General features: G+C 43.3%; 23 protein-coding genes. 6 read left to right on the forward strand and 17 right to left on the reverse strand.

All coding sequences use genetic code 11. The annotated features are described in order from the left end of the window. Positions 1-17: 17 nt before the first annotated feature. The 6 genes from HMPREF9389_RS00690 to HMPREF9389_RS00665 form a co-directional block, all read right to left on the reverse strand. On the reverse strand, positions 18-2,018 hold the full coding sequence (locus HMPREF9389_RS00690) for an ABC transporter permease (protein WP_002931256.1): 2,001 nt from the start codon (positions 2,016-2,018) through the stop codon (positions 18-20). Continuing rightward, the gene (locus HMPREF9389_RS00685) at positions 1,999-2,778 is read right to left on the reverse strand and encodes an ABC transporter ATP-binding protein (protein WP_002931257.1); all 780 of its coding nucleotides are present in this window, start codon (positions 2,776-2,778) and stop codon (positions 1,999-2,001) included. Before HMPREF9389_RS00685 ends, HMPREF9389_RS00690 begins: the two co-directional genes overlap by 20 nt. Positions 2,779-2,947: 169 nt before the next feature. Then, entirely contained in the window at positions 2,948-3,703 is a 756-nt protein-coding gene (locus tag HMPREF9389_RS00680) for a TraX family protein (RefSeq protein ID WP_002931259.1), read from the reverse strand. Positions 3,704-3,851: 148 nt separating this feature from the next. Further along, a complete protein-coding gene (locus HMPREF9389_RS00675; RefSeq protein WP_002931261.1) occupies positions 3,852-4,232 on the reverse strand; it encodes a class Ib ribonucleoside-diphosphate reductase assembly flavoprotein NrdI in 381 nt (126 codons plus the stop codon). An 11-nt stretch (positions 4,233-4,243) separates the two neighbouring features. After that, positions 4,244-5,224, reverse strand: a complete 981-nt coding sequence (locus HMPREF9389_RS00670) for a sensor histidine kinase (RefSeq protein WP_002931263.1) — start codon at positions 5,222-5,224, stop codon at positions 4,244-4,246. Then, a complete protein-coding gene (locus HMPREF9389_RS00665) occupies positions 5,208-5,894 on the reverse strand; it encodes a response regulator transcription factor (RefSeq protein ID WP_032906647.1) in 687 nt (228 codons plus the stop codon). Before HMPREF9389_RS00665 ends, HMPREF9389_RS00670 begins: the two co-directional genes overlap by 17 nt. Positions 5,895-6,044: 150 nt before the next feature. Here HMPREF9389_RS00665 and HMPREF9389_RS00660 point away from each other — a divergent pair, with 150 nt between their 5' ends. Both HMPREF9389_RS00660 and HMPREF9389_RS00655 read left to right on the forward strand, forming a co-directional pair. Further along, the gene (locus HMPREF9389_RS00660) at positions 6,045-7,259 is read left to right on the forward strand and encodes a DUF2974 domain-containing protein (RefSeq protein ID WP_002931267.1); all 1,215 of its coding nucleotides are present in this window, start codon (positions 6,045-6,047) and stop codon (positions 7,257-7,259) included. Positions 7,260-7,417: 158 nt separating this feature from the next. Then, a complete protein-coding gene (locus HMPREF9389_RS00655) occupies positions 7,418-8,614 on the forward strand; it encodes a ferric reductase-like transmembrane domain-containing protein (RefSeq protein WP_002931269.1) in 1,197 nt (398 codons plus the stop codon). 151 nt (positions 8,615-8,765) lie between these two features. Here HMPREF9389_RS00655 and HMPREF9389_RS00650 read toward each other — a convergent pair whose 3' ends face one another. Both HMPREF9389_RS00650 and HMPREF9389_RS00645 read right to left on the reverse strand, forming a co-directional pair. Continuing rightward, the gene (locus HMPREF9389_RS00650) at positions 8,766-9,326 is read right to left on the reverse strand and encodes a hypothetical protein (protein WP_002931274.1); all 561 of its coding nucleotides are present in this window, start codon (positions 9,324-9,326) and stop codon (positions 8,766-8,768) included. 76 nt (positions 9,327-9,402) lie between these two features. After that, positions 9,403-10,122 carry a suppressor of fused domain protein gene (locus HMPREF9389_RS00645; RefSeq protein ID WP_002931276.1) on the reverse strand — a complete coding sequence of 240 codons (720 nt, stop codon included), beginning with the start codon at positions 10,120-10,122 and terminating at the stop codon, positions 9,403-9,405. 196 nt (positions 10,123-10,318) lie between these two features. Between HMPREF9389_RS00645 and HMPREF9389_RS00640 the strand changes: the two genes are divergently transcribed. Together HMPREF9389_RS00640 and HMPREF9389_RS00635 are read left to right on the forward strand one after the other, a co-directional pair. Further along, the gene (locus HMPREF9389_RS00640) at positions 10,319-10,846 is read left to right on the forward strand and encodes a DUF2975 domain-containing protein (protein ID WP_002931278.1); all 528 of its coding nucleotides are present in this window, start codon (positions 10,319-10,321) and stop codon (positions 10,844-10,846) included. A 12-nt stretch (positions 10,847-10,858) separates the two neighbouring features. After that, a complete protein-coding gene (locus HMPREF9389_RS00635; RefSeq protein WP_002897095.1) occupies positions 10,859-11,065 on the forward strand; it encodes a helix-turn-helix domain-containing protein in 207 nt (68 codons plus the stop codon). 186 nt (positions 11,066-11,251) lie between these two features. Here HMPREF9389_RS00635 and HMPREF9389_RS00630 read toward each other — a convergent pair whose 3' ends face one another. The 5 genes from HMPREF9389_RS00630 to HMPREF9389_RS00615 form a co-directional block, all read right to left on the reverse strand. After that, positions 11,252-11,908: a hypothetical protein gene (locus HMPREF9389_RS00630; protein ID WP_002931279.1), complete on the reverse strand. Its 657-nt coding sequence runs from the start codon at positions 11,906-11,908 to the stop codon at positions 11,252-11,254. Between the two features lie 4 nt (positions 11,909-11,912). Next, positions 11,913-12,047: a hypothetical protein gene (locus tag HMPREF9389_RS12325; protein ID WP_002903218.1), complete on the reverse strand. Its 135-nt coding sequence runs from the start codon at positions 12,045-12,047 to the stop codon at positions 11,913-11,915. Between the two features lie 133 nt (positions 12,048-12,180). After that, entirely contained in the window at positions 12,181-14,178 is a 1,998-nt protein-coding gene (metG, locus tag HMPREF9389_RS00625) for a methionine--tRNA ligase (protein WP_002931280.1), read from the reverse strand. Between the two features lie 128 nt (positions 14,179-14,306). Beyond that, positions 14,307-14,939: a DUF421 domain-containing protein gene (locus HMPREF9389_RS00620; protein WP_002931281.1), complete on the reverse strand. Its 633-nt coding sequence runs from the start codon at positions 14,937-14,939 to the stop codon at positions 14,307-14,309. Then, positions 14,936-15,391, reverse strand: coding sequence for a DUF3290 family protein (locus HMPREF9389_RS00615; RefSeq protein WP_002897090.1), 456 nt, complete (start codon positions 15,389-15,391; stop codon positions 14,936-14,938). Before HMPREF9389_RS00615 ends, HMPREF9389_RS00620 begins: the two co-directional genes overlap by 4 nt. A 141-nt stretch (positions 15,392-15,532) precedes the next feature. On the opposite strand from HMPREF9389_RS00615, the gene HMPREF9389_RS00610 reads away from it, so the two are divergent. Both HMPREF9389_RS00610 and HMPREF9389_RS00605 read left to right on the forward strand, forming a co-directional pair. Next, on the forward strand, positions 15,533-16,360 hold the full coding sequence (locus tag HMPREF9389_RS00610) for an exodeoxyribonuclease III (protein ID WP_002931282.1): 828 nt from the start codon (positions 15,533-15,535) through the stop codon (positions 16,358-16,360). An 11-nt stretch (positions 16,361-16,371) separates the two neighbouring features. Continuing rightward, the gene (locus HMPREF9389_RS00605) at positions 16,372-16,758 is read left to right on the forward strand and encodes a bleomycin resistance protein (RefSeq protein ID WP_002931284.1); all 387 of its coding nucleotides are present in this window, start codon (positions 16,372-16,374) and stop codon (positions 16,756-16,758) included. A 27-nt stretch (positions 16,759-16,785) separates the two neighbouring features. Here HMPREF9389_RS00605 and nth read toward each other — a convergent pair whose 3' ends face one another. From nth to serC, 4 genes are all read right to left on the reverse strand, one after another. Further along, positions 16,786-17,415, reverse strand: a complete 630-nt coding sequence (gene nth / locus HMPREF9389_RS00600; RefSeq protein ID WP_002931286.1) for an endonuclease III — start codon at positions 17,413-17,415, stop codon at positions 16,786-16,788. Between the two features lie 94 nt (positions 17,416-17,509). After that, the gene (locus HMPREF9389_RS00595; RefSeq protein ID WP_002931288.1) at positions 17,510-17,863 is read right to left on the reverse strand and encodes an arsenate reductase family protein; all 354 of its coding nucleotides are present in this window, start codon (positions 17,861-17,863) and stop codon (positions 17,510-17,512) included. 136 nt (positions 17,864-17,999) lie between these two features. Next, positions 18,000-19,175 carry a 3-phosphoglycerate dehydrogenase family protein gene (locus HMPREF9389_RS00590; protein WP_002931290.1) on the reverse strand — a complete coding sequence of 392 codons (1,176 nt, stop codon included), beginning with the start codon at positions 19,173-19,175 and terminating at the stop codon, positions 18,000-18,002. 12 nt (positions 19,176-19,187) lie between these two features. Beyond that, positions 19,188-20,279: a 3-phosphoserine/phosphohydroxythreonine transaminase gene (serC, locus tag HMPREF9389_RS00585; protein ID WP_002931293.1), complete on the reverse strand. Its 1,092-nt coding sequence runs from the start codon at positions 20,277-20,279 to the stop codon at positions 19,188-19,190. Between the last annotated feature and the right edge of the window lie 157 nt (positions 20,280-20,436).

The following is a 20,436-nucleotide window of genomic DNA, read 5'->3' on the forward strand; positions in this document are numbered from 1 at the left end:
TGGTCAGGGATTTGCTCTTAGCGGGCGACAATCTTGCGGTAGCTACGTGAAGTAAGAAGAAAGACCAGAATATAGGTCAAGAGGAAGACTCCGCAAGTTGCAAGTGTCGTCTGAATCAAAAGAGGAAGATTGGTCACACCCAGTAGGGCAACTATCAAGCGCAACATGTGAAAGACTGCTGCTACATGTAGAAAAGCAAAGATGAGAGGTAGGAAGAAAACAGTCAAGATTTGCTTGCGAATGGTACTTCTAGTCTGCTTTTCATCTAAGCCAACCTTTTGCAAAATGATAAAGCCATCGCGGTCTTCATATCCTTCAGAGATTTGCTTGTAGTAAATCACGAGAACAGCTCCTAGAAGGAAGATAACTGATAGGAAGACACCGATGAAGAGCAAGGTTCCAGTAAGTTCTTGATAGCTCTTTTCTGCACTATAACGGTCACTAGCCATTGCGAAGCTACCATCTTGAGCTTGTTCCTGATCCAAAGTGTCCCTCAACCCCAGCTGGACTTGCTCGACAAACTTTTTACTGTCCTTAGTCTCTGAAGCAACTCCAATGTAGTAGTAATGATCCACATCGAGATTAACCTCTTTGCTATCATTGACCACCATATAGAGGCCCTGCTCCATGGTCACATCGTTTGGATTAGGAATTTCCCCATGAGTGAAATTCGATGATAAAAGCTGCTTAATCTTCCAGTCCTTGCCATTCACTCGGAGAGGCTTGTCCTTATTTAAGGAAATATTTTTTCCATAGACAAGAGTTTCATCGTCTGCCAAGTCTATCTTTTCCCCTGTCATTTTTTCATAATCCTGACGATTGATGATCGTAATCGTGCCTGCAGACTTGGTCAAGATACTTGTATCCGACTCCAGCTCGCTTTGCATTGGAACTGTCACATCATTACCAGCCAGTTTCATGATGAAGGCTGATTGGTAGAGATAGCTAGTATAGCTTGGCTTCTTCAGACCAGTTTCCTGAGCGACTTGCTGGACCTTGTCCAACAGAGCCTCCTTCTGATCAGTCAATTTCGGCAAGACGATGCTGACATTATAATCCTTTGGATGCAAGGTTGTAATATAATCCTGACCCCCAACATAGATATTGATTGTGCCAACCAGAGTCACTAATAGCATGGTAGATAGAATGGAGATAGTTGCCAATCCTGCTGCATTTTTGCGCATCCGCGAGATGAGATTGGAAACAGAAATGAAATTCTGCGTTTTGTAGTAGTAGCCTTTGCGCTTTTTGAGAAATTGCAATAGTGTAATCGAGCCTGCATTAAAAAGCAGATAGGTTGCTAGGATAACCATGATCACAGCTATAAAGAAATTGCCAATAGCAGCGACAGGTTTGGTAACGGTCAAAGCCATATAATAAGCCACACCCATGAGCAGGAGCCCCAGCAAGGTTTGCAGAAAAAGGAAGCGTCCTTTCTTCTCGCCTGCTTTCTTTTCTTTCATTAGTTTAAGAGAGCTATAGCGTAGAAGTCGGGTAGAGTTGAGCAACAAAATCACCGCAAAAGCAATACCCAGACTGATTAGAGTCATCCAGACGTTCTGCCATTGGAAGGTCGAGGCAAGAACTGCCGGCATTCCCATCAATTTCAAAAGGACTGCGTAGAGCATCTTATCTAAAGCTAGGCCAGACAAGATACCCAGACCAACTGTAAGTAGATAAAAGACACAGAGTTCAAAGAAGGTCATGACTAGCAGATGCTTTTTCTCCATGCCCAGTAGACTATAGACTCCCAACTCTCGGGAGCGGTTTTTCATGACGAAGCTATTAGCATAGGTGATAAGGATAAGGACGGCAATCTGAATGACATGGATACCAAACTGCAAGGTCATGCGAGCAGCTGCACCGCCATAAGAGGTCTCCATGTTGGGGCTATGAGCCAGTGAGATAAAACTATACAAAATCGCTGTTGCAAGTACCGTCGCCAAAGCAAATGGATAATACAAACTGCGATTTTTAACCAGATTGGACAAAGCCAGTTTACTCGTTAGTTTGAACATAATCGCCCACCTCACTTGCCATAACTGTCAGAGTATCGGAAATCTCTTGGAACATCTGCCGCTCGGTCTTGTCGCCACGGAAGATTTGATTATAGAGAATCCCATCCTTGATAAAGAGCACCCGCTTGGCCCGGCTAGCCGCTGCCGTTGAGTGGGTCACCATGAGAATAGTTTGACCGCGGGCATTGATGTCGTCAAAGACATCCAGCAACGCCGCCGAAGACTTGGAATCCAAGGCTCCCGTCGGCTCGTCCGCCAGCAGAATCTCAGGATCTGTGATAATAGCCCGAGCCACTGCGACCCGCTGCTTCTGGCCACCGGAAATCTCATATGGAAACTTCTCTTGCAGCTTGTTAATCCCCAGCTCATTGCAGGTTGTGACCAGCTTCTGCATCATCTCGGTAATGGGACGACGAGAGAGGACCAGAGGCAGGAGGATATTATCCTTGACCGACAAGGTGTCCAGCAGGTTGAAATCCTGAAAGACAAAGCCTAACTTCTCCCGGCGGAAGCTGGAAGCCTGACTGTTTTTGATGGTTGCTGTGTCAGTTCCGTTGAGAAAGACACGGCCCTCAGTCGGCTTGTCCAGCATGGCTAGGATGTTGAGCAGGGTGGATTTACCAGAGCCTGACTCCCCCATGATGGCGACATATTCGCCCTTTTCTACCGTAAAGTGAATGTCCTTCAGTGCCTCTACTTGACTACCCTGAAAGCGGGTTTTATAAATCTTTTTCACATGCTGTACGTCTAATAATGTCATCTTGTTTCCTTTCTGTTTAGCAGGCGCCTATCAAAGCCCTGCTTTTAGCAGCTTTTATAAACTGCCTCTTAATTGATAAGTCTATTTTATCTCAATACCAAGCGCCCTGCCATAACCTAAGCTTACATTTTAAAGTGCAATCTTACACTTTTGTAAGATGAGATGAGCTTTATTTTACCCAAAAGGCAATCAAGGCAATTAGCCAAAGGTGGGCTGGATAGAATATATAGAAGAAATATTTGCTCCACTTGCTGCTGGATCCTCGCTCACCATTGTAGAAGTGCAAGAGAGGAAGAACACTGATAAAGAGCCAGTCTGAATTATAGAGCAGCATTGATAGCGTGTCCTGCAGGGTTGGATAAATTTGAATACTCATGGCAAAGAGAACTCCTGCCCAAACTACATAGGACAAGTTTCTGAAAAAGACTTGATTTCTAAAAAGATAGGTCAGGAGCATGAAAGGAAGCAGAGCCATGCCGCCTTCGCTAAAGAGAAGCCCCGCCAGCAAGACTAATACTCCTGCTGTCAGCCGCAAACCACGCTTCTGCTCCTTAGCAGCTCCGCCATTGTCAGAAAAGCCAAAGAAAAGACTCAGCATGAGAACCCCGCAGGCCAAGGTCAGGAAGATATTGTGAGTGAGGTAGATGCCCTTCTCCTGAAAGAGGAGCGTCAGGATACAGTTTCCTGTCTGCATCAGGGCCGCCCAAAAGAAGAGCCTCATATTGTAAGCTAGGCGGTTGCGAGTGTGGATAAAACCTTCCACTGCCATGAAGGCAAATGCTGCTCCGACACAGCGGGTTAGGGCATGCAAAACGCCATCCCAGCCCTCCGGCACCAGCCCCGGTATCTGGCTGATATGGTCAAAAACCATAAGAAATGCCATGAAGAGCTTCAACTGAAAAGCATTCAAACCTTTTGATTTCATTTTTCTGTCTCCTTCTTATTTCTTGCCTCTATGATAATAAAAAAGAAAGGCCGGTACCATAACCTAACCTTTCATTTGCTAGTTTTATTCTTACAATTTTGTCACTTTTAAAAATCTTGCAAAGCATCTACCTAAAATAGCACAAAACCTAGTGGCTTTTATGAAAACTTTCTTCCGTCTGCAACTGTTCTAGAAAGCCTTTGACTGCTTGTCGGTCTGCTTCCGTTCCAGAGCCCTCTATGTTACGAATATGGCGAAGACCATACTGCTCCACTATCTTATCCGTTGCCCCGCAAAAGGTTCGCGGATAACGCTTCTGATTGCCATTGATGACAAAGCCTTTGATTAGATGTCTGTACTTTCTGATGAAGCGCTTGGTCGTCCACGGAATCTGCCCTGCTCCGCTATTTCTGCTGACTAAAATACAGGGTTCCTCCAGCTTTTTCCAGACTGACTGGCTAGGCATTTCCAGACTTTTAGCAAACTTTTTGCCCAAACCAGTCAGACTATCATAAAACACTACTAGCAACTTTCTTCCTCCTACTCAAAGACTAATTTCTTCTCAGGAAAGGCGATGGAAACCGTCGTTCCCTGACCAACTTGAGAGTCTATAGCAATCTTGTGTCCCAGCTGGTCAGCAATTTTCTTGGACAGATAAAGACCTAAGCCTGATGACTGCTGGGTCAGACGACCATTGTAGCCTGAGAAACCGCGCTCAAAAACCCGCAGCAAATCAGCATTTTGAATGCCCAGACCCGTGTCCTTGATGTAGAGGCTGCCCTCTTGAAAATAAATCTCTATGCTGCCCTCTTTGGTGTATTTAAGACTATTGGACAGGACCTGCTCCAAAATCACTAGAAACCACTTTTTATCAGTGACAATCGTGTGGTCTAGGTCATGAAGATTGAGGCTGAGTCCTTGCTGAATAAAGAAAAGAGCGTATTTCTTGACAACTTCCCTAACCAAATCAGCCAAATTTTCCTGCTTCAGAACTAGATCGTCATGGAAGCTTTCCAGACGGAGGTACTGGAGCACCAGGTGAACGTAGGATTCGATCTTGAAGAGTTCCTGCTCCAACTGAGACTTGGCTTCCTTATCCTTCAAATCTCCAATCAAAAGTGAACTGGCAGCAATAGGAGTCTTGACTTGATGAACCCAAAGAGTGTAGTAGTCCAGCAAATCATTGTATTTTTCCTGCTCAACCAAGAGCTGATTCTTCTGTTCGTACTCCAGCTCCTCCACCCTTTCCTGCAAGAGCTTTTCTAGAGGAGTCTGAGCCTGAGCAGCGACCTGCAGCTTCTGGCTGCGATAGCCCTTAAAGGCCGTCCAAGCATCTGCTCCGATAAACAAGAAAGACAGAAAAGTCAGCAAGAGCGCGACATATTCCAGCAGACTACGGTAAGTATCAAAGACAAAGGCAAAGAGCAGAATAAAGCCTAGCAGCAGAATCAGCAGAGCTAGAAAAAATCGCCGTGAATAAAGGTAAGACTTAAAAAAGAAAAATTTATCCTGTGTGTCCATTGATGAGACCGTATCCTATTCCTTTTTTGGTTTCGATGAAATTCTTCAGTCCGTGCTCCTCAAGCTTTTTACGCAGGCGAGCGACATTGACCGATAGGGTATTGTCATCTATGAAAAAGTCGCTGTTCCAGAGTTCCTTCATCAAATCATCACGCGCCACAATACCATCCGAATGCTCGAAGAGGACCCGCAAAATCTGAAATTCGTTCTTGGTCAAGGTCACCACTTTCCCATCAAAAACCAGATCTGTCGACTTGAGATTGAGAATGACACCTTGGTGCTCCAAGAGACTCTGGTCGTTTCCAAACTCATAGGAACGGCGCAGCAAGCCCTGAACCTTAGCCAGAAAGACATTATTGTCAAAAGGCTTGGTCACATAGTCATCTGCCCCCATATTGATAGCCATGACAATGTCCATGGACTGATCGCGGGAAGACAAAAACATGATGGGCACTGTTGAAATCTTGCGGATTTCCTGGCACCAGTGATAACCATTAAATAAGGGCAGGCCGATATCCATCAACACCAGATGCGGCTCTTCTCGGACAAAGATAGTCAGCACATCCATAAAGTCCTCGACTGCCACTACCTGAAAGCCCCATTGTTCTAGCATTTTTTTTATCATTTGGCGGATGACTGGATCATCTTCTACTAGTAAAATCTTGTGCATCTTTCCCTCCCGATTTCTTGCTAGTAACATTATACCAAAAAATACGATTGCTTGTTTTATCATCCTCAGTCTAAGGTAGGATTTTTCTGGAAAAGAGAAATTCTATCAGAAAAATATGCTATACTAACTAGTAGAAATTGGAGATGAAACATGAGCAATATTTTTACTTACCTTGAAGAAGTTCAGCATGATAGCATTTATGATAGACCATTTAATGAGTTGGACCTGCTAATTCTGACCGAGCTAACCTACTTGCCTTTTGACCAACTAGTGCACGAGGACATGTCCCACTACTGCGACTGCCGGCTGCTGGATTTGGCCGACCAAGTGCCGCGTGACCTCTCCATGATGGTCAGCAAAAACCGTCTGAAACTCTTAGATTTGGCCGCAGCCTCTACCCGCTTTAAAAATCTAAAACTGATGGGCTATGTCAATGACGTTGACCAAGATATCCAGAAGCAATTCGCTGCCTTGATTTTCAAAATCAATCCTGATACCTATGTCCTGGTCTTTCGCGGTACGGACGACTCCATTGTCGGCTGGAAGGAAGACTTCCACATGACCTATATGGATCAAATCCCTGCTCAAAAAATGGCCGCCCGCTACCTGCAGAAAGCCTTAGAAAATCTGCCCGGTAGCTTTATCCTAACCGGCCATTCCAAAGGAGGAAATCTAGCTTCTTATGCAGCCAGTCAGATGGAAGAATCGCTCCAAGACCGTATTGAAGCCATCTACAGCTATGACTCTCCTGGTCTCAATCACTCTGTTATCAAAAGCGATGGCTATCAGGCCATGGTTGAAAGGATGAAACGCTACCTGCCTCAGAACTCCATCGTCGGCATGATGCTGGAAACACCTAAGGAAGCTAGGATTGTCAAAAGCAGTGCCATCGGCGGCTTTGCCCAGCACGATACCTTTTCATGGAAAATCAAGGGAGACTCTTTCCTATTGCTGGATACACTAGATGCAGAGAGCCTGCAGATAGACAAAACGTTTAAAAATTGGGTGAGCACTGTTTCAGATGAAGAACTTAAAGACTTTTTCGACCTCTTTTTCGGACTGATTTTGGATGCTGGCATCCAGTCTGTCGACGAACTGTCCAATGTTGAAAACTTTAACAAAGTTCTCGATATCCTGAAAAATGCTCAATCTCTAACAGACCAAGAACGTGACATGCTGCTGCGCTTGTCCAAGCTCTTGCTGGATATGCGTGTCCAAAGCTGGAAAGACTCCATTAGCTTTCCTAAGCCTACTACCATTGGCAAGGATATCCGAGAAAACCTATCACGCTGGAGTAAGCAGTTGCCTTTCGGCCTGTCTGAGACTGACAAAAAGGAAGACACTGCCGCAGAGATTCAAGAGTAAAATCACAAATCTCTTCTATAGTTTGGCTAACGGAAGATTTGACCTATCCATACCAAAAATAAAACAAGCGCTTATCTTGACAGCTTGTTTTTTCTTTGTTAGAATGTAACAAACCCATTTACAACTAAATAGTGATAAAAATCAGAAAGGAATCCATCATGAAATCTATCAAAGGAATCGCCCTTATCGCTGTCAGCATAATCCTGACCATCTATGCTTGGGCTTCAGCTGGAATGACCAACTTTATTGTACCCGGTCTGGCCTTGACCACCCTTTCGCTGACCTTTTTACTTGCGACTCGGAACGCCCTATTGGAAAAATGGTTCCATGGCATCGAAAAGATGTATGCTTATCATAAGTTTACAGCTATCTTTTCCGTCGTCCTGCTTGCTCTACACAATGTCGCCATGGGTGGCAGTCTCTGGGGCTCTCATCTGGCAGCCCAGCTTGGGAACGTCGGCATCTATCTATTTGTCAGCATTGTTCTGGTGGCCTATCTTGGCAAGCACATCAAATATGAGGCTTGGCGCTGGATTCACCGCTTTGTTTATTTGGCCTATATCTTTGGTCTCTTCCACGCCTATATGCTGATGGGCGATCGACTCCTAACACCGACCTTACTAGGTTTCGTAGTCGGATTCTACGCTATCATAGGTTTAGCTTCTGGCTTTTACATCATCTTCCTCTATCAAAGTTTGGCCTTTCGCCATCTGGGAAAAATCATGCAGGTCAAACGCCTCAACCACGATACCGTGGAGTTGAAGATCCAACTCAGTCAAAAGCTAGACTACCAGTACGGTCAGTTTGCCTTCGTCAAGATTTTCCAAGAAGGATTTGAAAAAGCGCCGCATCCCTTCTCTATCTCTGGCGGCCATGACAATATTGTCTATTTTACTATCAAGAACTCTGGTGATCACACTAAGAAACTTTATGACAAGATCCAAGAGGGAACCAAGGTCACCATTGACCGAGCTTATGGTCACATGATTCTTGACCAAGGGCAGGAAAAACAAATCTGGATTGCTGGTGGGATTGGCATTACGCCCTTCATTTCCTATATCCGTGAAAATCCTAATCTGAATCGTCCAGTCAGCTTCTACAACGCTTATACTGGAACAGAAAATGCTGTTTACCTAGACCTTCTCAAAGACTACGCAGCTAAGAATCCGCAGTTTGACCTTCATTTGGTCGATAGCAAGGTCTCCGGCTATTTGGACTTCAAAAATTATCCTCTGGACAACCAAACCACCGTCTTCATGTGCGGACCTGTCAAGATGATGGATAAACTAGCCAACGAATTTAAAAAGACCAATCCTAAAGCAGATTTGGTCTATGAAGGTTTTAAGTTTAAATAAAGAGTATAAAATATCAGGAGCAGCAATAAGGCTGATCCTGATGTTTTATTATCTAGTAATGGATAGTGCTGAATCAAGATACAGATTGGGAGGTCTGCCTGATTCGTAAAAATCTTCTCCAAAGAATAAGTACTAATTTCAATCATCAATCTTACTGTTTTTTAGGCATGTTTGAAACAAACAGATAAGACATTTTCAAAACATTTACCAGTTTATCACGTTTTTCTTTTACGCTTTGCAGGAACGGATCCCGTACCTCTGCTGGAACTTCTAGATCATCTGGACCAAACTGAGATAATTGATCACTAAGAGTCTGTTTTGATTCTTCAAAAGCTTTCAATGCTGTTTCCGCTTCTTTGTCAAAATCAGTTCTTTCAGACTCAGGGAGTTTTTCTCTAATTTCTCCACTATATTTGATGTAATTATCCGCAAGCTTATTGTACACGGTTTTTAAATCACCAATTGTTGTTGCGTTAGCGATTTCTTCGTCTGTAACCAAGACAAAGTCAGGTGTTTCTAGATTGGCACTTGACGAAGTACTTGAGCTGCTTGAGTTACTTTCTTTACTGCTTGATTTTGAAGACTTTTTAACTGAGCTAGAAGCAACCTTGCTTTCTGAAGATTTAGAAGTAACGGATGAATGATTATTTGAACATGCTGCTAAGGTAACTGCTGCTAAAAGAACCACGCTGGCTGAAAAAATCTTTTTCATTTTTATCTCCTTAAATAATAAGTAATTTCATTATAGAATAAAACTAATGAGCTGTCAAAAAGTTGCTGAAAACTCGTCATCCAACAAGCGACTGCCGACCATAGTCTGTTAGATCACTCCCCAAGCGAGCGTAGAGGCCTTGGGCAGTCTCTTCTTCATTGAGGATTTGCTGTAATTCTGCATCTGTCACTCCAACCAACTCAATAAAATCTACCCGACCATGGACTGTCTCCAAAGGCTGGGCTTCTACATCCGGAACCGTGATAAAACCTGTCAAAGCAGATTCCTGTTCACGGTCAAAGCCAAGAAGCTGTCCAGTATAAATGTATTCAAAAGGCTGATAAACCTCTCCGGTCTCAAAGGTCCGGCGCGCCAACTCCTGAAAAATCGTGACGATATTGATAAATTCATCATTAGCTTGGTAATTTCCTTTTTTCAGTCGCATGGTAAATTCAAAACCATAGCCACTATAGTTTGGATCTTCACTGAGTTTTTCATACAGTTCAGACAAGCCATAACTAACCAAATGCCAAGAGTCACCAGCATCATAGACATCTACACCATCCAGCGGATCCGGCCCGCCAAAACGCCATTTTACAATGGCCTCAATGTGATCTACCGGCTCTTGATTATTATATATCCGAGCAAATTCTGTTGAGATGGCTTCCCATCCCGGAGCATCCACATAATCTTCTACCGGCTCGACATCTTCTACTACTTCTTCGTACTCTTCATCGAAAACTTCCTCAGCTTCCTGATTTTCCGACTGTTTTTTAAAGAAATCAAAAATTCCCATTTTTTCCTCCTTGAATTAATTTGAAAACAGTATAGCATAAAAAACGAGGAATTACTTTTATGATAGAAGGAAATTTATTTTTGTTTTTATCGTTTTTCGATATATTTTTCTTGAAATACAATAAAAAATAGATTATAATAAGAATAAAAGGAAAAGAAAATCTACTGCCGGCTGATTTTCGATAGAGGTAAGCATCATGAAAAAGATTGAATTAAAAAATAACTCTTTGCTCAAAGATATCGTTACTCTACTGAATCTTATCATAGTGGGTTATGCTGCTATTCTAGTGTTTCTTACTATCCTAAGTGTGATTTCTTACACTGGTCTTTCCGACAGGTTGGGAATAAAGCTCAATGTTCAATTTCTGCCCTCAGCTGATTTTTCAAATTGGTGGAGTATTCTAGCCTTTGTTATAAATCTTCTCACAGCTTCTTTGACTATTTATCTCATCTATCTTGCTCGTAATTTCATCAAAAATTTGATTGGTGGAAAGATTTTTGATTCATCAAACACGCAACTAGCTGATAAGGCATGGAAAGTCTTTTTGGCTCTGACCTTTCTTTCCGTCAAGGTTGCTGCATCAGGCAATCCCATCACCCTCCCCTTCTCTTTTAACGCCAGTATGAGCTTTACACCTCTCTTGGGTGCTCTGATTATTTGGCTGATGATGAAAATTCTGGAAAAGGGGATTGATATAGCTGAAGAGAATGAATTTACCATCTAAGAGGCTGCTATCATGATTATCGTTAATCTTGATGTCCAGCTGGCCAAGAAAAAGATGAAACTGGGTGAACTGGCCGATATCATCGGTATCACCAACGCCAACCTTTCCATTCTCAAAACGGGCAAGGCCAAGGCTATCCGATTTAGCACCCTCAATGCTATCTGTCAGGCCCTTGATTGCCAGCCCGGAGACATCCTAGAATTTACAGATGATGAATAGTCATAACCACCCGTTAAACAGGTGGTTATGACTATTTGTTTGTTTTAAACAAAAATGCGGGTTTGCAATATAGTATAGGACATAAAAAAGCACCTCGCAATGATGTGCAAGATGCTTTCGCCAGTAGATAGAACGATACATTTCACTATCAGCTAAACGGTAACAATACTCATAAAGTTATGATTCTTATTTATTCATATTTTTAAATGTCACTTTTGCCTCGAGATCAATACTAGTCACGATATTTGTATAATAGTGTTCTGCCGATTCCGTAATGAGATTTTTATATTGTTTAATGTACTCTTCTTGTTCTTTATTGCTAAGAGATTTAGCGACATGCTCTCCAGTATCAATATTTTCTGTTGAACCGCTCAACAGCTGTCCACTCATATCGTAGAGTTTGTATCGATCTTTGGGATTATCCGAGACCTCTACACCTATAACTTCATATTTAGGTATAGTTAACTCGTACTCATGTTCAGCAATTTTCTTAATCTTAATTCTTTCTTTAATTCCAAATTTAGCCGTATAATTAAGAATGATGATTGCTTTCTTAACAGAGAGTGGAATACTGATATTGGTACCAGGTATTTTTTTATCTTTCTCAATCGTTTCAACCTTTTGAATCCCTACATCCAAAAAAACACTTTCGTTGACTTTCTCTAAGCGAGTGATTTGCGTATAGATTTGGCTTCGCTCATCTGAAGCGTTTTTACCTTGGAAAAACCCAATGATATTATAAGTTTTCGCAACAACAAAAAAGATAGCAAGAACGGCTACCACAATCCAAACATAAATCTTAGCCCCCAAAACTTTTTTTATGAAATCCTTAACTATTTTCATTATATTACTTCCTCCGAATCAAAAATGCTGTTCCAAGGCTAATAATAGCTAGAAAAGCTGCTAAATAAGGATTCAGCGGAAAGAGAATGACAATTAAAAGCAACAACAAAACAAGTGATGCAATTTTTACTATTTTCATAATATACTCCTAAAACTTTTTCAATAAAAATTATATAAATATATATACCTTTTGTCAAGCGTTTTCATATCGTCTTATACAGAAAATTCCCCGGCAGCCTCCTGCTGGGGGATTGTCATTAGATCAAAGATTGTTATCCAATCAAACTTCCATTTGGGACTTTTTCGTCCACAGTAAGGAGAGTCAGTTGGTCGCCGTGCTCAGCTGATAGAATCATACCTTGGCTGATACGGCCCATCATTTTACGCGGTTTGAGATTGGCTACGATTTGGACTTTCTTACCAACCAGCTCTTGCTCGTTTGGATAGTACTTAGCAATACCAGAGAGGATTTGGCGGTCTTCACCGTCTCCTGCATCCAAGCGGAACTGAAGAAGCTTATCAGAACCTTCAACTTTAGAAACTTCTTTAACTTCTGCGACACGGATTTCTACCTTATCAAAGTCGTCAAATTTGATTTCCTTGCGGTTAAGTTTGAGCTCGACTTCTTCTGGATTCCATTCCTTTTCAACCGCAGGTTTGTTGCCTTCCATTTGTCCCTTGATATAGGCAATTTCTTCTTCCATATCGAGACGCGGGAAGATTGGTGTTCCTTTTTCTACAACTGTCAGACCTGCTGGAAGCTGGTCAATTGCTAGATTTTCCAGTGAAACCGCTTGAGGCAAGCCTAGTTGGCCGAGGACAGCCTTGCTGGTTTCCATCATGAAAGGCTCAATCATGTGGGCAACAACACGGAGGCTCGCTGCTAAGTGGCTCATGACTGCTGCCAGTTCTTTGACCTTGGCTTCATCCTTAGCCAGAACCCAAGGTGCTGTTTCATCGATATATTTATTGGTGCGGGAGATGAGCGTCCAGACTGCTTCCAGCGCGCGTGGGTAATCTACTGCATCCATGTGTTTGTAGTAGTCAGAGATGGATTCAGATGCCACCTGAGCCAGAGCTCCATCAAAGTCTGTCACATTTTCTTCATAGGCTGGCACCTGACCGTTAAAGTACTTGTTAATCATAGAAACAGTACGGTTGAGCAAGTTTCCAAGGTCATTAGCTAACTCATAGTTGATACGACCGACATAGTCCTCAGGTGTGAATGTTCCATCAGATCCCACCGGAAGACTGCGCATGAGGTAATAACGCAGGGCATCCAAACCATAACGTTCTACCAGCATTTCCGGATAGACTACATTGCCCTTAGATTTGGACATCTTGCCATCCTTCATGACAAACCAGCCGTGAGCAATCAAGCGGTCGGGTAGCTTAATATCCAGCATCATGAGCAGAATTGGCCAGTAGATAGAGTGGAAACGCAAAATGTCCTTGCCCACCATGTGGAAGACTGTTCCATTCCAGAATTTATCATAGTTAGCATGATCATCCTGACCGTAGCCAAGTGCTGTCGCATAGTTGAGTAGGGCATCAATCCAGACATAAATTACGTGTTTAGGATTAGATGGTACCGGCACGCCCCAAGTAAAGGTTGTCCGAGATACCGCTAAATCTTCCAGGCCCGGCTCAATGAAGTTTTTCAGCATTTCATTGAGACGTCCGTCCGGCGTGATAAAGTCAGGATGTGATTTGAAAAATTCTACCAAGCGGTCTTGGTACTTGCTGAGGCGCAGGAAGTAAGACTCTTCTGATACCCACTCCACTTCATGTCCAGATGGGGCAATTCCACCAGTTACTTTTCCATTTTCATCACGGAAGACTTCTGCCAGCTGGCTTTCAGTAAAGAATTCCTCATCAGATACAGAATACCAGCCTGAATATTCACCCAAGTAAATATCATCTTGGGCTAAGAGACGCTCAAAGACATCGGCTACAACCTTTTCATGGTAGTCATCGGTAGTCCGGATAAATTTATCATAAGAAATATCCAGCAGTTTCCAGAGTTCCTTGACCCCAACTGCCATGCCATCGACATAAGCTTGTGGGCTGATACCAGCTTCTTCTGCCTTAGCCTGAATCTTCTGTCCATGCTCGTCAAGGCCAGTCAGATAGAAAACATCGTAGCCCATGAGACGCTTGTAGCGAGCCAGAACATCACAAGCAATGGTCGTATAGGCAGACCCGATATGGAGTTTACCGCTCGGATAATAGATAGGGGTTGTAATATAAAACGATTGTTTTTCAGTCATTTTTTAATCCTTTCAAGGCTAATGAAACCTTTTTTAATAGCACTTCATTATATCATATTTTGTTAAGTTTGCGAAAAGACATTCATTAACAGTCAAATCAATTAAAAAACCTAGAAAATATTCTAGGTTTAATAGGTCACAACATTCAAGTTGCCGCTTTCGTACTCTGCGATGAAGATATTCGAAATATCGGTGTATCCGTCTTTAGCCAGTCTCTCCACCAGCCACTCTTCTGTTTTATCAATAGACTCCAGAATATCAATCTGGACAACACCATCTGTGATAAGAGGATATTTAGGATTCTCTTCACCAGCCTGTACAATAATCAGCTGGCCGTTTTGTTCTATAACCGCCCGTTTGACCTGCTTGAGCTGGAAAATACCTTGGCTGCGCAGCTTCAAAGCCACATCTGCTGCTGAAAGACCAACAGAACGGCAGGCTTCGGGAATCAATTTCCCATGCTGAATCAACGTTGTCGGCTTGCCATCAATCAAATGCTTGACCGCACGGACATTGTTATTGAGCCATTTCAGGGTCAAGACCAAGATGGTCCACATAATGAGAATGACCGCATACTGAAGAATATTAATGGAGCTATTATAAATCACCCCACCGATAATGCCACCAAGGACATAGTTTTGAATCTGGTCGATCGCTGAATTGGGCGCCAGATTGCCTTTTCCCGTCACGTTGATGACAAAAACCAGTGAAAAAAGCCCCAATGCTAGTTTAATTAGGATTTCAAGAAAATTCAATGTCATTTTTCAACCTCCACTATTTCGATATCTGTCGTCTTATGCAAGTCAATTTTTTCAAGCAGATATTTATCCGGCTCACTACCGCTCATAGCCCGATAAAAGTTCTTTCCGACTTTCAAAATCGCTCCATCTGTCGCAGCTGAAGTATTGACATAGACCTCCGACTTATCCACACCCAAGTCTTCTGAAATGACCTCAATAAAATGCAGAGAGGTTTGAAACTGGTTGTTAGAATCCTGGTCAGTCTGAAAATTGCTAATGCCAATCAAGACCATAGCCACCAAGGCCAAAACAGAGATGATGGCTAGTTCTCGAAATTTTGAATCACGCTTATTGCGATAGGCCTTAAAAGCAAAAAATCCTGTCACAAGGAGCAGCAAGACAGAAAGCGCAACTGTCACCCAGTTTTGCTGACTAATCTGACTCAAAACATAATCATAAGAATAGAATTTCATGGTTTCTTCCCTCTATTTTTCTAGAAACATTATAGAAAAATTTTCATCTTTTTTCAAGCATTCTTACAATCACTTTGCTATAAATCAGTTCTAAATTTTGTTATAATAAACTCAGTAAATTTTACTAGAAAAGGAAATTTTATGAAACTCATCTCTTGGAACATTGATTCTCTCAACGCCGCATTAACCAGTGATTCTGCCCGCGCTAAGCTCTCTCAGGCCGTCCTTCAAACCTTGCAAGCTGAAAATGCAGATATTATCGCCATTCAGGAAACAAAACTGTCTGCGACAGGTCCGACCAAAAAACACGTGGAAATTTTGACAAAGCTTTTCCCAGAATATGAAAACACTTGGCGCTCCTCCCAAGAGCCGGCCCGCAAAGGCTATGCAGGAACCATGTTCCTCTACAAAAAAGAACTGAAGCCAACCATAACCTTCCCAGAAATCGGCGCTCCATCAACCATGGATGTTGAAGGCCGCATCATTACGCTGGAATTTGACGGTTTCTTTGTCACTCAGGTCTATACGCCTAATGCTGGCGATGGCCTCAAACGCTTGGATGACCGTCAAGTCTGGGATGCCAAATACGCTGAATACTTGGCAACACTAGATGAACAAAAACCAGTCCTCGCTACTGGCGACTACAATGTGGCCCACAAGGAAATCGACTTGGCTAATCCAGCCAGCAACCGTCGTTCACCAGGCTTTACCGACGAAGAACGTGCTGGCTTCACCAACCTGCTAGCTAAAGGCTTCACCGATACCTTCCGCCACTTACACGGCGATATCCCTAACCAATACACTTGGTGGGCGCAACGCAGTAAGACTTCTAAAATCAACAATACAGGCTGGAGAATTGACTACTGGCTGACCAGTAACCGTGTAGCTGACAAGGTGACCAAGTCTGATATGATTGACTCCGGTGCGCGCCAAGACCACACACCTATTGTCATGGAGATTGAGCTCTAAGGAGAAAATGAATGGACTATCAAGCTATCATTCCTGAATTTGTGGTATCCGACATCGAAAAATCACGCCACTTCTACTGCAACTTGCTGGGATTCTCTGTCCAATACGAACGCCCCGAGGAAAAATTTCTCTTCCTCTCGCTTGAAGACTGCCAACTTATGCTAGAAGAAGGCAGCGCAGAAGAATTAGCCCAACTAACCTATCCTTTCGGACGCGGTGTCAATATTTCCTTTGGCATTGAGGATGTCCCTCAGCTCCACCAAAAACTGCTGGAAGCTGACTATCCCATCCATCGTCCCCTGATAAAAAGAGAATTTCGAGTGGGAGATAGCTTTATTTACCCTCATGAGTTTGCAATTTTGGATCCAGATGGTTATTTTTTAAGATTTAGTGAATAAGAAAGCGAAGTCATCAGACCTCGCTTTTTAAATGTCTTTAAAGTTATAGAGTTGCGGATAGTGATCGCACTCTGGATTTTTAGGATGGCAGATAGCCCGTCCAAAGTAAATCATGGCCTGATGAGCTGGCAACCAACGTTCCGGTGGAAGGACATCCATAACACGCTTTTCTACTTCAATTGGCGTTGCTGACTTTTTGACAATATCATGGTGCTTGCAGATACGTTCCACGTGAGTATCGACAGCAAAGGCTGGAATACCAAAGCCCACACTCATGACTACATTAGCCGTCTTACGGCCAACACCGGCCAGGCTTTCCAATTCTGCCCGTGTTTGCGGGACTTGGCCATCAAAATCGTCCAAAAGTTGCTGGGCACATTTCTTCAAAAACTTGGCCTTATTGCGATAGAGCCCTAGGCGAGAGATGTATTTAGCAATGTCTGCTTCACCAGCCGCAGCCATGTCTTGAGGACTTGGATAGGCTTCAAATAAAGCCGGCGTTGCCTTATTGACCGCAGCATCTGTCGTCTGCGCCGACAGCATGACCGCTACCAAAAGCTCAAAGTGATTGCGAAAATCCAGACTGGGCTTGGCATCAGGAAAGAGGGCAATAATCTCTTCAATGACATGTCGAGCTCGTTTTTTTGATAAAACCATGATTCTTCTTTCTAAGATTGAGATAGATTTATTATATCATGAAAAGAAGAATCATCCAAAAAACATGATTGAGAAAGCAACTGTTCTTAATACTTTACAAACCTAACTCTTCATACGCCTTTCGGTAGCCAATCTGCAAGATTTGGTTATCTCGAACCAGAAGCGGTCGTTTAATCAGCATGCCGTCTGTTGACAGCAAGTCTACAGCTTCTTGGGCTGTCAAATGTGGCACCTTTTCTTTGAGACCCAGCTCACGGTATTTGAGACCACTGGTATTGAAAAAGGCCTTGAGCTCAAAGTCCGAGTTCTGGATCCAGTCTAGGAGCTGGTCCCGGCTAGGTGTATTTTGGACAATATCCACCACTTCAAAGTCCACTCCTAATTGATTGAGCTCAGCCTTGGCCTTGCGGCAGGTAGAGCATTTTGGGTATTCGATAAATTGTAACATTGTTTTTCCTCCGTCCCTATGATAGCCCAGCTAGCTCCTTCTTGTCAAGCCGAGACTCATTAGAAAAAGCCGACAAGCGAAAGGCTCATCGGCTGATACAGACTTATCCACTAGGGAAGTGTAGTCTGTTTTTTTGTTATTTCTTAATCAAACGCACGCGCACAATATTATCGCTATTCTCAAATTTATCAACCAGCTCCTGAATCTTGCTTTCATCCGACTCATCCAAATCCAGCAAAGTATAGGCATAATCACCTTTGGAACGATTGATGATATTGTCAATATTGATATTCAAATCACTAACAGCTGTTGAAATCCGAGCCACAATATTCGGTACATTTTTGTTAATCAGAGTAATCCGATAAGGCGCTGAGAGAGCCTGACGGACATTAGGGAAATTCACAGAGTTGATAATCTCCCCCGTTTCCATGAAGCGGCGGATAGTTTTCCCAGCCATAATAGCACAGTTTAGCTCAGCTTCCTCTGTCGAGCCACCCAGATGCTGAAAGACAGTAATCTGCGGATGGCGGAGCAGTTCTTCTACACCAAAGTCTGTGATATAACGCTTGACTACACCAGCTTCTAAGGCATCAAAGAGGGCAGCATTGTCCACCAGCTCGCCACGGGCAAAGTTGATAAGGGTTGTTCCTTTTTGCATAAGACCAAAAGCAGCCTGATCAAAAGTAGCACGTGTATCCTCAGTCAGGGGCACATGGATAGTAATATAATCACTCTTCTCAAAGATTTCGTTAATGTCTGCTACCCGCTTGACATGACTAGAGATATTCCAAGCTGTTTCAATGGATACATAAGGATCATAGCCAAGGACGTTCATCCCCAGACGATAGGCATCGTTGGCAATACGGCCGCCGATAGCTCCCAGCCCAATGACTCCTAGAGTCTTCTCTGAAATCTCTGTCCCAGCAAACTGTTTCTTACCAGCTTCTACTTGCTTGGGAACATCATCTCCAGAAAGGCCGTTAGCCCAACTGTTAGCTGCGATATAGTCACGGGCAGACAGGAGAATGGAAGCCAAGACCGCTTCTTTCACCGCATTGGCATTAGCTCCTGGCGTGTTGAAGACCACAATTCCCTGAGCTGTTGCCTGTTCGACCGGAATATTATTGGTTCCTGCACCTGCCCGCGCAATGGCTTTGAGCTTGCTCGGAAATTCCTGTCCATGCAGATTTTGACTGCGCAGGATATAAGCATCCGGATTGTCAGACTTATCTCCGTCAATCTGAAAAGCATTGCCCAGCTCCTTGAGCCCGATTTGATTGATATTGTTAAAGGTTTTGACACTAAAGACCATAGATTCCCTCCCTTAAGAATTCTCTTCTTCAAATTTCTGCATAAAGGCAATCAAGTCCTTGACTCCTTGGAGCGGAAAGGCATTGTAGAGACTAGCTCTCATACCGCCTACACTGCGGTGCCCTTTGATATTCTTGAATCCCTCTGCTGCGGCCTCTTTGTTAAACTTGGCATCCAGCTCTGGAGTTGGTGATACAAAGGGAATATTGGCGACTGAGCGCTGCTCCTTATAACGGACAGGACTGCGGTAAAAGTCAGACTGCTCAATGAAGTCGTACAAAAGGCCCGATTTTTCACGGTTGAGCTTTTCCATTTCTGCTACGCCACCCAGCTCCTTGACCCACTCAAAGACCAGCTTGGCCATATAGATGGCGAAGGTCGGTGGTGTATTGTAAAGAGAGCCATTGTCCGCCTGAATGCGGTAATCCAACATGCTAGATAGAACTGGCTCATCATCCAGCAAGTCTTCTCGGATGATGACAACTGTCACGCCGGCAGGTCCGATATTCTTCTGAGCCCCAGCATAAATCAAACCAAAATCCTCTACTCGGTACTGAGCAGCAAGGATATTAGAAGACATGTCCGCCACAATCGGTACGCCATTTGTTGCAGGCAGATCATAAATAGCCGTTCCTTCGATAGTATTATTGGTTGTCAGATGCACATAAGCCGCCTGCGGATCAATCTCCTTTTCATCAAAAGAAGGAATTTCTGTGTAATTTAAATCCTCTGACGAAGCCAAGAGAATAGGCTCAAAAGGAATAAACTTAGACAGCTTGACTGCCTCAGTGTAAGCTTTCTTTCCCCAAGATCCAGCCACTAGGTAATAGGCCTTGCCACCTTGAGCTAGATTAAGGGGAATCATGCTAAACTGGGTAGAAGCCCCACCCTGCAGAAATAGCACGCGGTAATTGTCCGGAATATCCATGAGCTCACGCAACAAGCTCTCAGCCTCTTTTATAATATCGTCAAATTCCTTGGATCGGTGGGACAGCTCCATCACACTCATGCCACTTTGGGCATAGTCTAAAAACTCAGCCCGAGCTTTTTTCAAGACTTCCTTGGGCAATACTGCCGGTCCAGCAGAAAAATTGTAAATCGTCATATCCTACCTCCAAAATTTATTTTGTATATCATATCACAAAGTTTAGAAAATATCTATTTTATTTCAGAAAATCAGCTCTTTTTTAGGTAATTCCCGAACATTATTGACTTATAGACAAGCAAAACCAACTGTCTAATCCAGATAATCATAACCAGCC

Origin of the sequence: Streptococcus sanguinis SK355, assembly GCF_000212855.1 — a bacterium.
GTDB lineage: Bacteria > Bacillota > Bacilli > Lactobacillales > Streptococcaceae > Streptococcus > Streptococcus sanguinis_A.

Excerpts from the sequence above, each read along its gene's own strand:
- HMPREF9389_RS00620 (WP_002931281.1), bottom strand. The coding sequence starts at position 14,939 with ATGACATTGAATTTTCTTGAAATCCTAATTAAACTAGCATTGGGGCTT.
- HMPREF9389_RS00640 (WP_002931278.1), top strand. The coding sequence starts at position 10,319 with ATGAAAAAGATTGAATTAAAAAATAACTCTTTGCTCAAAGATATCGTT.
- HMPREF9389_RS00610 (WP_002931282.1), top strand. The coding sequence starts at position 15,533 with ATGAAACTCATCTCTTGGAACATTGATTCTCTCAACGCCGCATTAACC.
- metG (WP_002931280.1), bottom strand. The coding sequence starts at position 14,178 with ATGACTGAAAAACAATCGTTTTATATTACAACCCCTATCTATTATCCG.
- HMPREF9389_RS00595 (WP_002931288.1), bottom strand. The coding sequence starts at position 17,863 with ATGTTACAATTTATCGAATACCCAAAATGCTCTACCTGCCGCAAGGCC.
- HMPREF9389_RS00630 (WP_002931279.1), bottom strand. The coding sequence starts at position 11,908 with ATGAAAATAGTTAAGGATTTCATAAAAAAAGTTTTGGGGGCTAAGATT.
- HMPREF9389_RS00680 (WP_002931259.1), bottom strand. The coding sequence starts at position 3,703 with ATGAAATCAAAAGGTTTGAATGCTTTTCAGTTGAAGCTCTTCATGGCA.
- HMPREF9389_RS00650 (WP_002931274.1), bottom strand. The coding sequence starts at position 9,326 with ATGAAAAAGATTTTTTCAGCCAGCGTGGTTCTTTTAGCAGCAGTTACC.
- HMPREF9389_RS00670 (WP_002931263.1), bottom strand. The coding sequence starts at position 5,224 with ATGGACACACAGGATAAATTTTTCTTTTTTAAGTCTTACCTTTATTCA.
- HMPREF9389_RS00685 (WP_002931257.1), bottom strand. The coding sequence starts at position 2,778 with ATGACATTATTAGACGTACAGCATGTGAAAAAGATTTATAAAACCCGC.
- HMPREF9389_RS00655 (WP_002931269.1), top strand. The coding sequence starts at position 7,418 with ATGAAATCTATCAAAGGAATCGCCCTTATCGCTGTCAGCATAATCCTG.
- HMPREF9389_RS00605 (WP_002931284.1), top strand. The coding sequence starts at position 16,372 with ATGGACTATCAAGCTATCATTCCTGAATTTGTGGTATCCGACATCGAA.
- HMPREF9389_RS00615 (WP_002897090.1), bottom strand. The coding sequence starts at position 15,391 with ATGAAATTCTATTCTTATGATTATGTTTTGAGTCAGATTAGTCAGCAA.
- HMPREF9389_RS00665 (WP_032906647.1), bottom strand. The coding sequence starts at position 5,894 with ATGCACAAGATTTTACTAGTAGAAGATGATCCAGTCATCCGCCAAATG.
- HMPREF9389_RS00660 (WP_002931267.1), top strand. The coding sequence starts at position 6,045 with ATGAGCAATATTTTTACTTACCTTGAAGAAGTTCAGCATGATAGCATT.
- serC (WP_002931293.1), bottom strand. The coding sequence starts at position 20,279 with ATGACGATTTACAATTTTTCTGCTGGACCGGCAGTATTGCCCAAGGAA.
- HMPREF9389_RS12325 (WP_002903218.1), bottom strand. The coding sequence starts at position 12,047 with ATGAAAATAGTAAAAATTGCATCACTTGTTTTGTTGTTGCTTTTAATT.
- HMPREF9389_RS00645 (WP_002931276.1), bottom strand. The coding sequence starts at position 10,122 with ATGGGAATTTTTGATTTCTTTAAAAAACAGTCGGAAAATCAGGAAGCT.
- HMPREF9389_RS00635 (WP_002897095.1), top strand. The coding sequence starts at position 10,859 with ATGATTATCGTTAATCTTGATGTCCAGCTGGCCAAGAAAAAGATGAAA.
- HMPREF9389_RS00590 (WP_002931290.1), bottom strand. The coding sequence starts at position 19,175 with ATGGTCTTTAGTGTCAAAACCTTTAACAATATCAATCAAATCGGGCTC.
- HMPREF9389_RS00690 (WP_002931256.1), bottom strand. The coding sequence starts at position 2,018 with ATGTTCAAACTAACGAGTAAACTGGCTTTGTCCAATCTGGTTAAAAAT.
- nth (WP_002931286.1), bottom strand. The coding sequence starts at position 17,415 with ATGGTTTTATCAAAAAAACGAGCTCGACATGTCATTGAAGAGATTATT.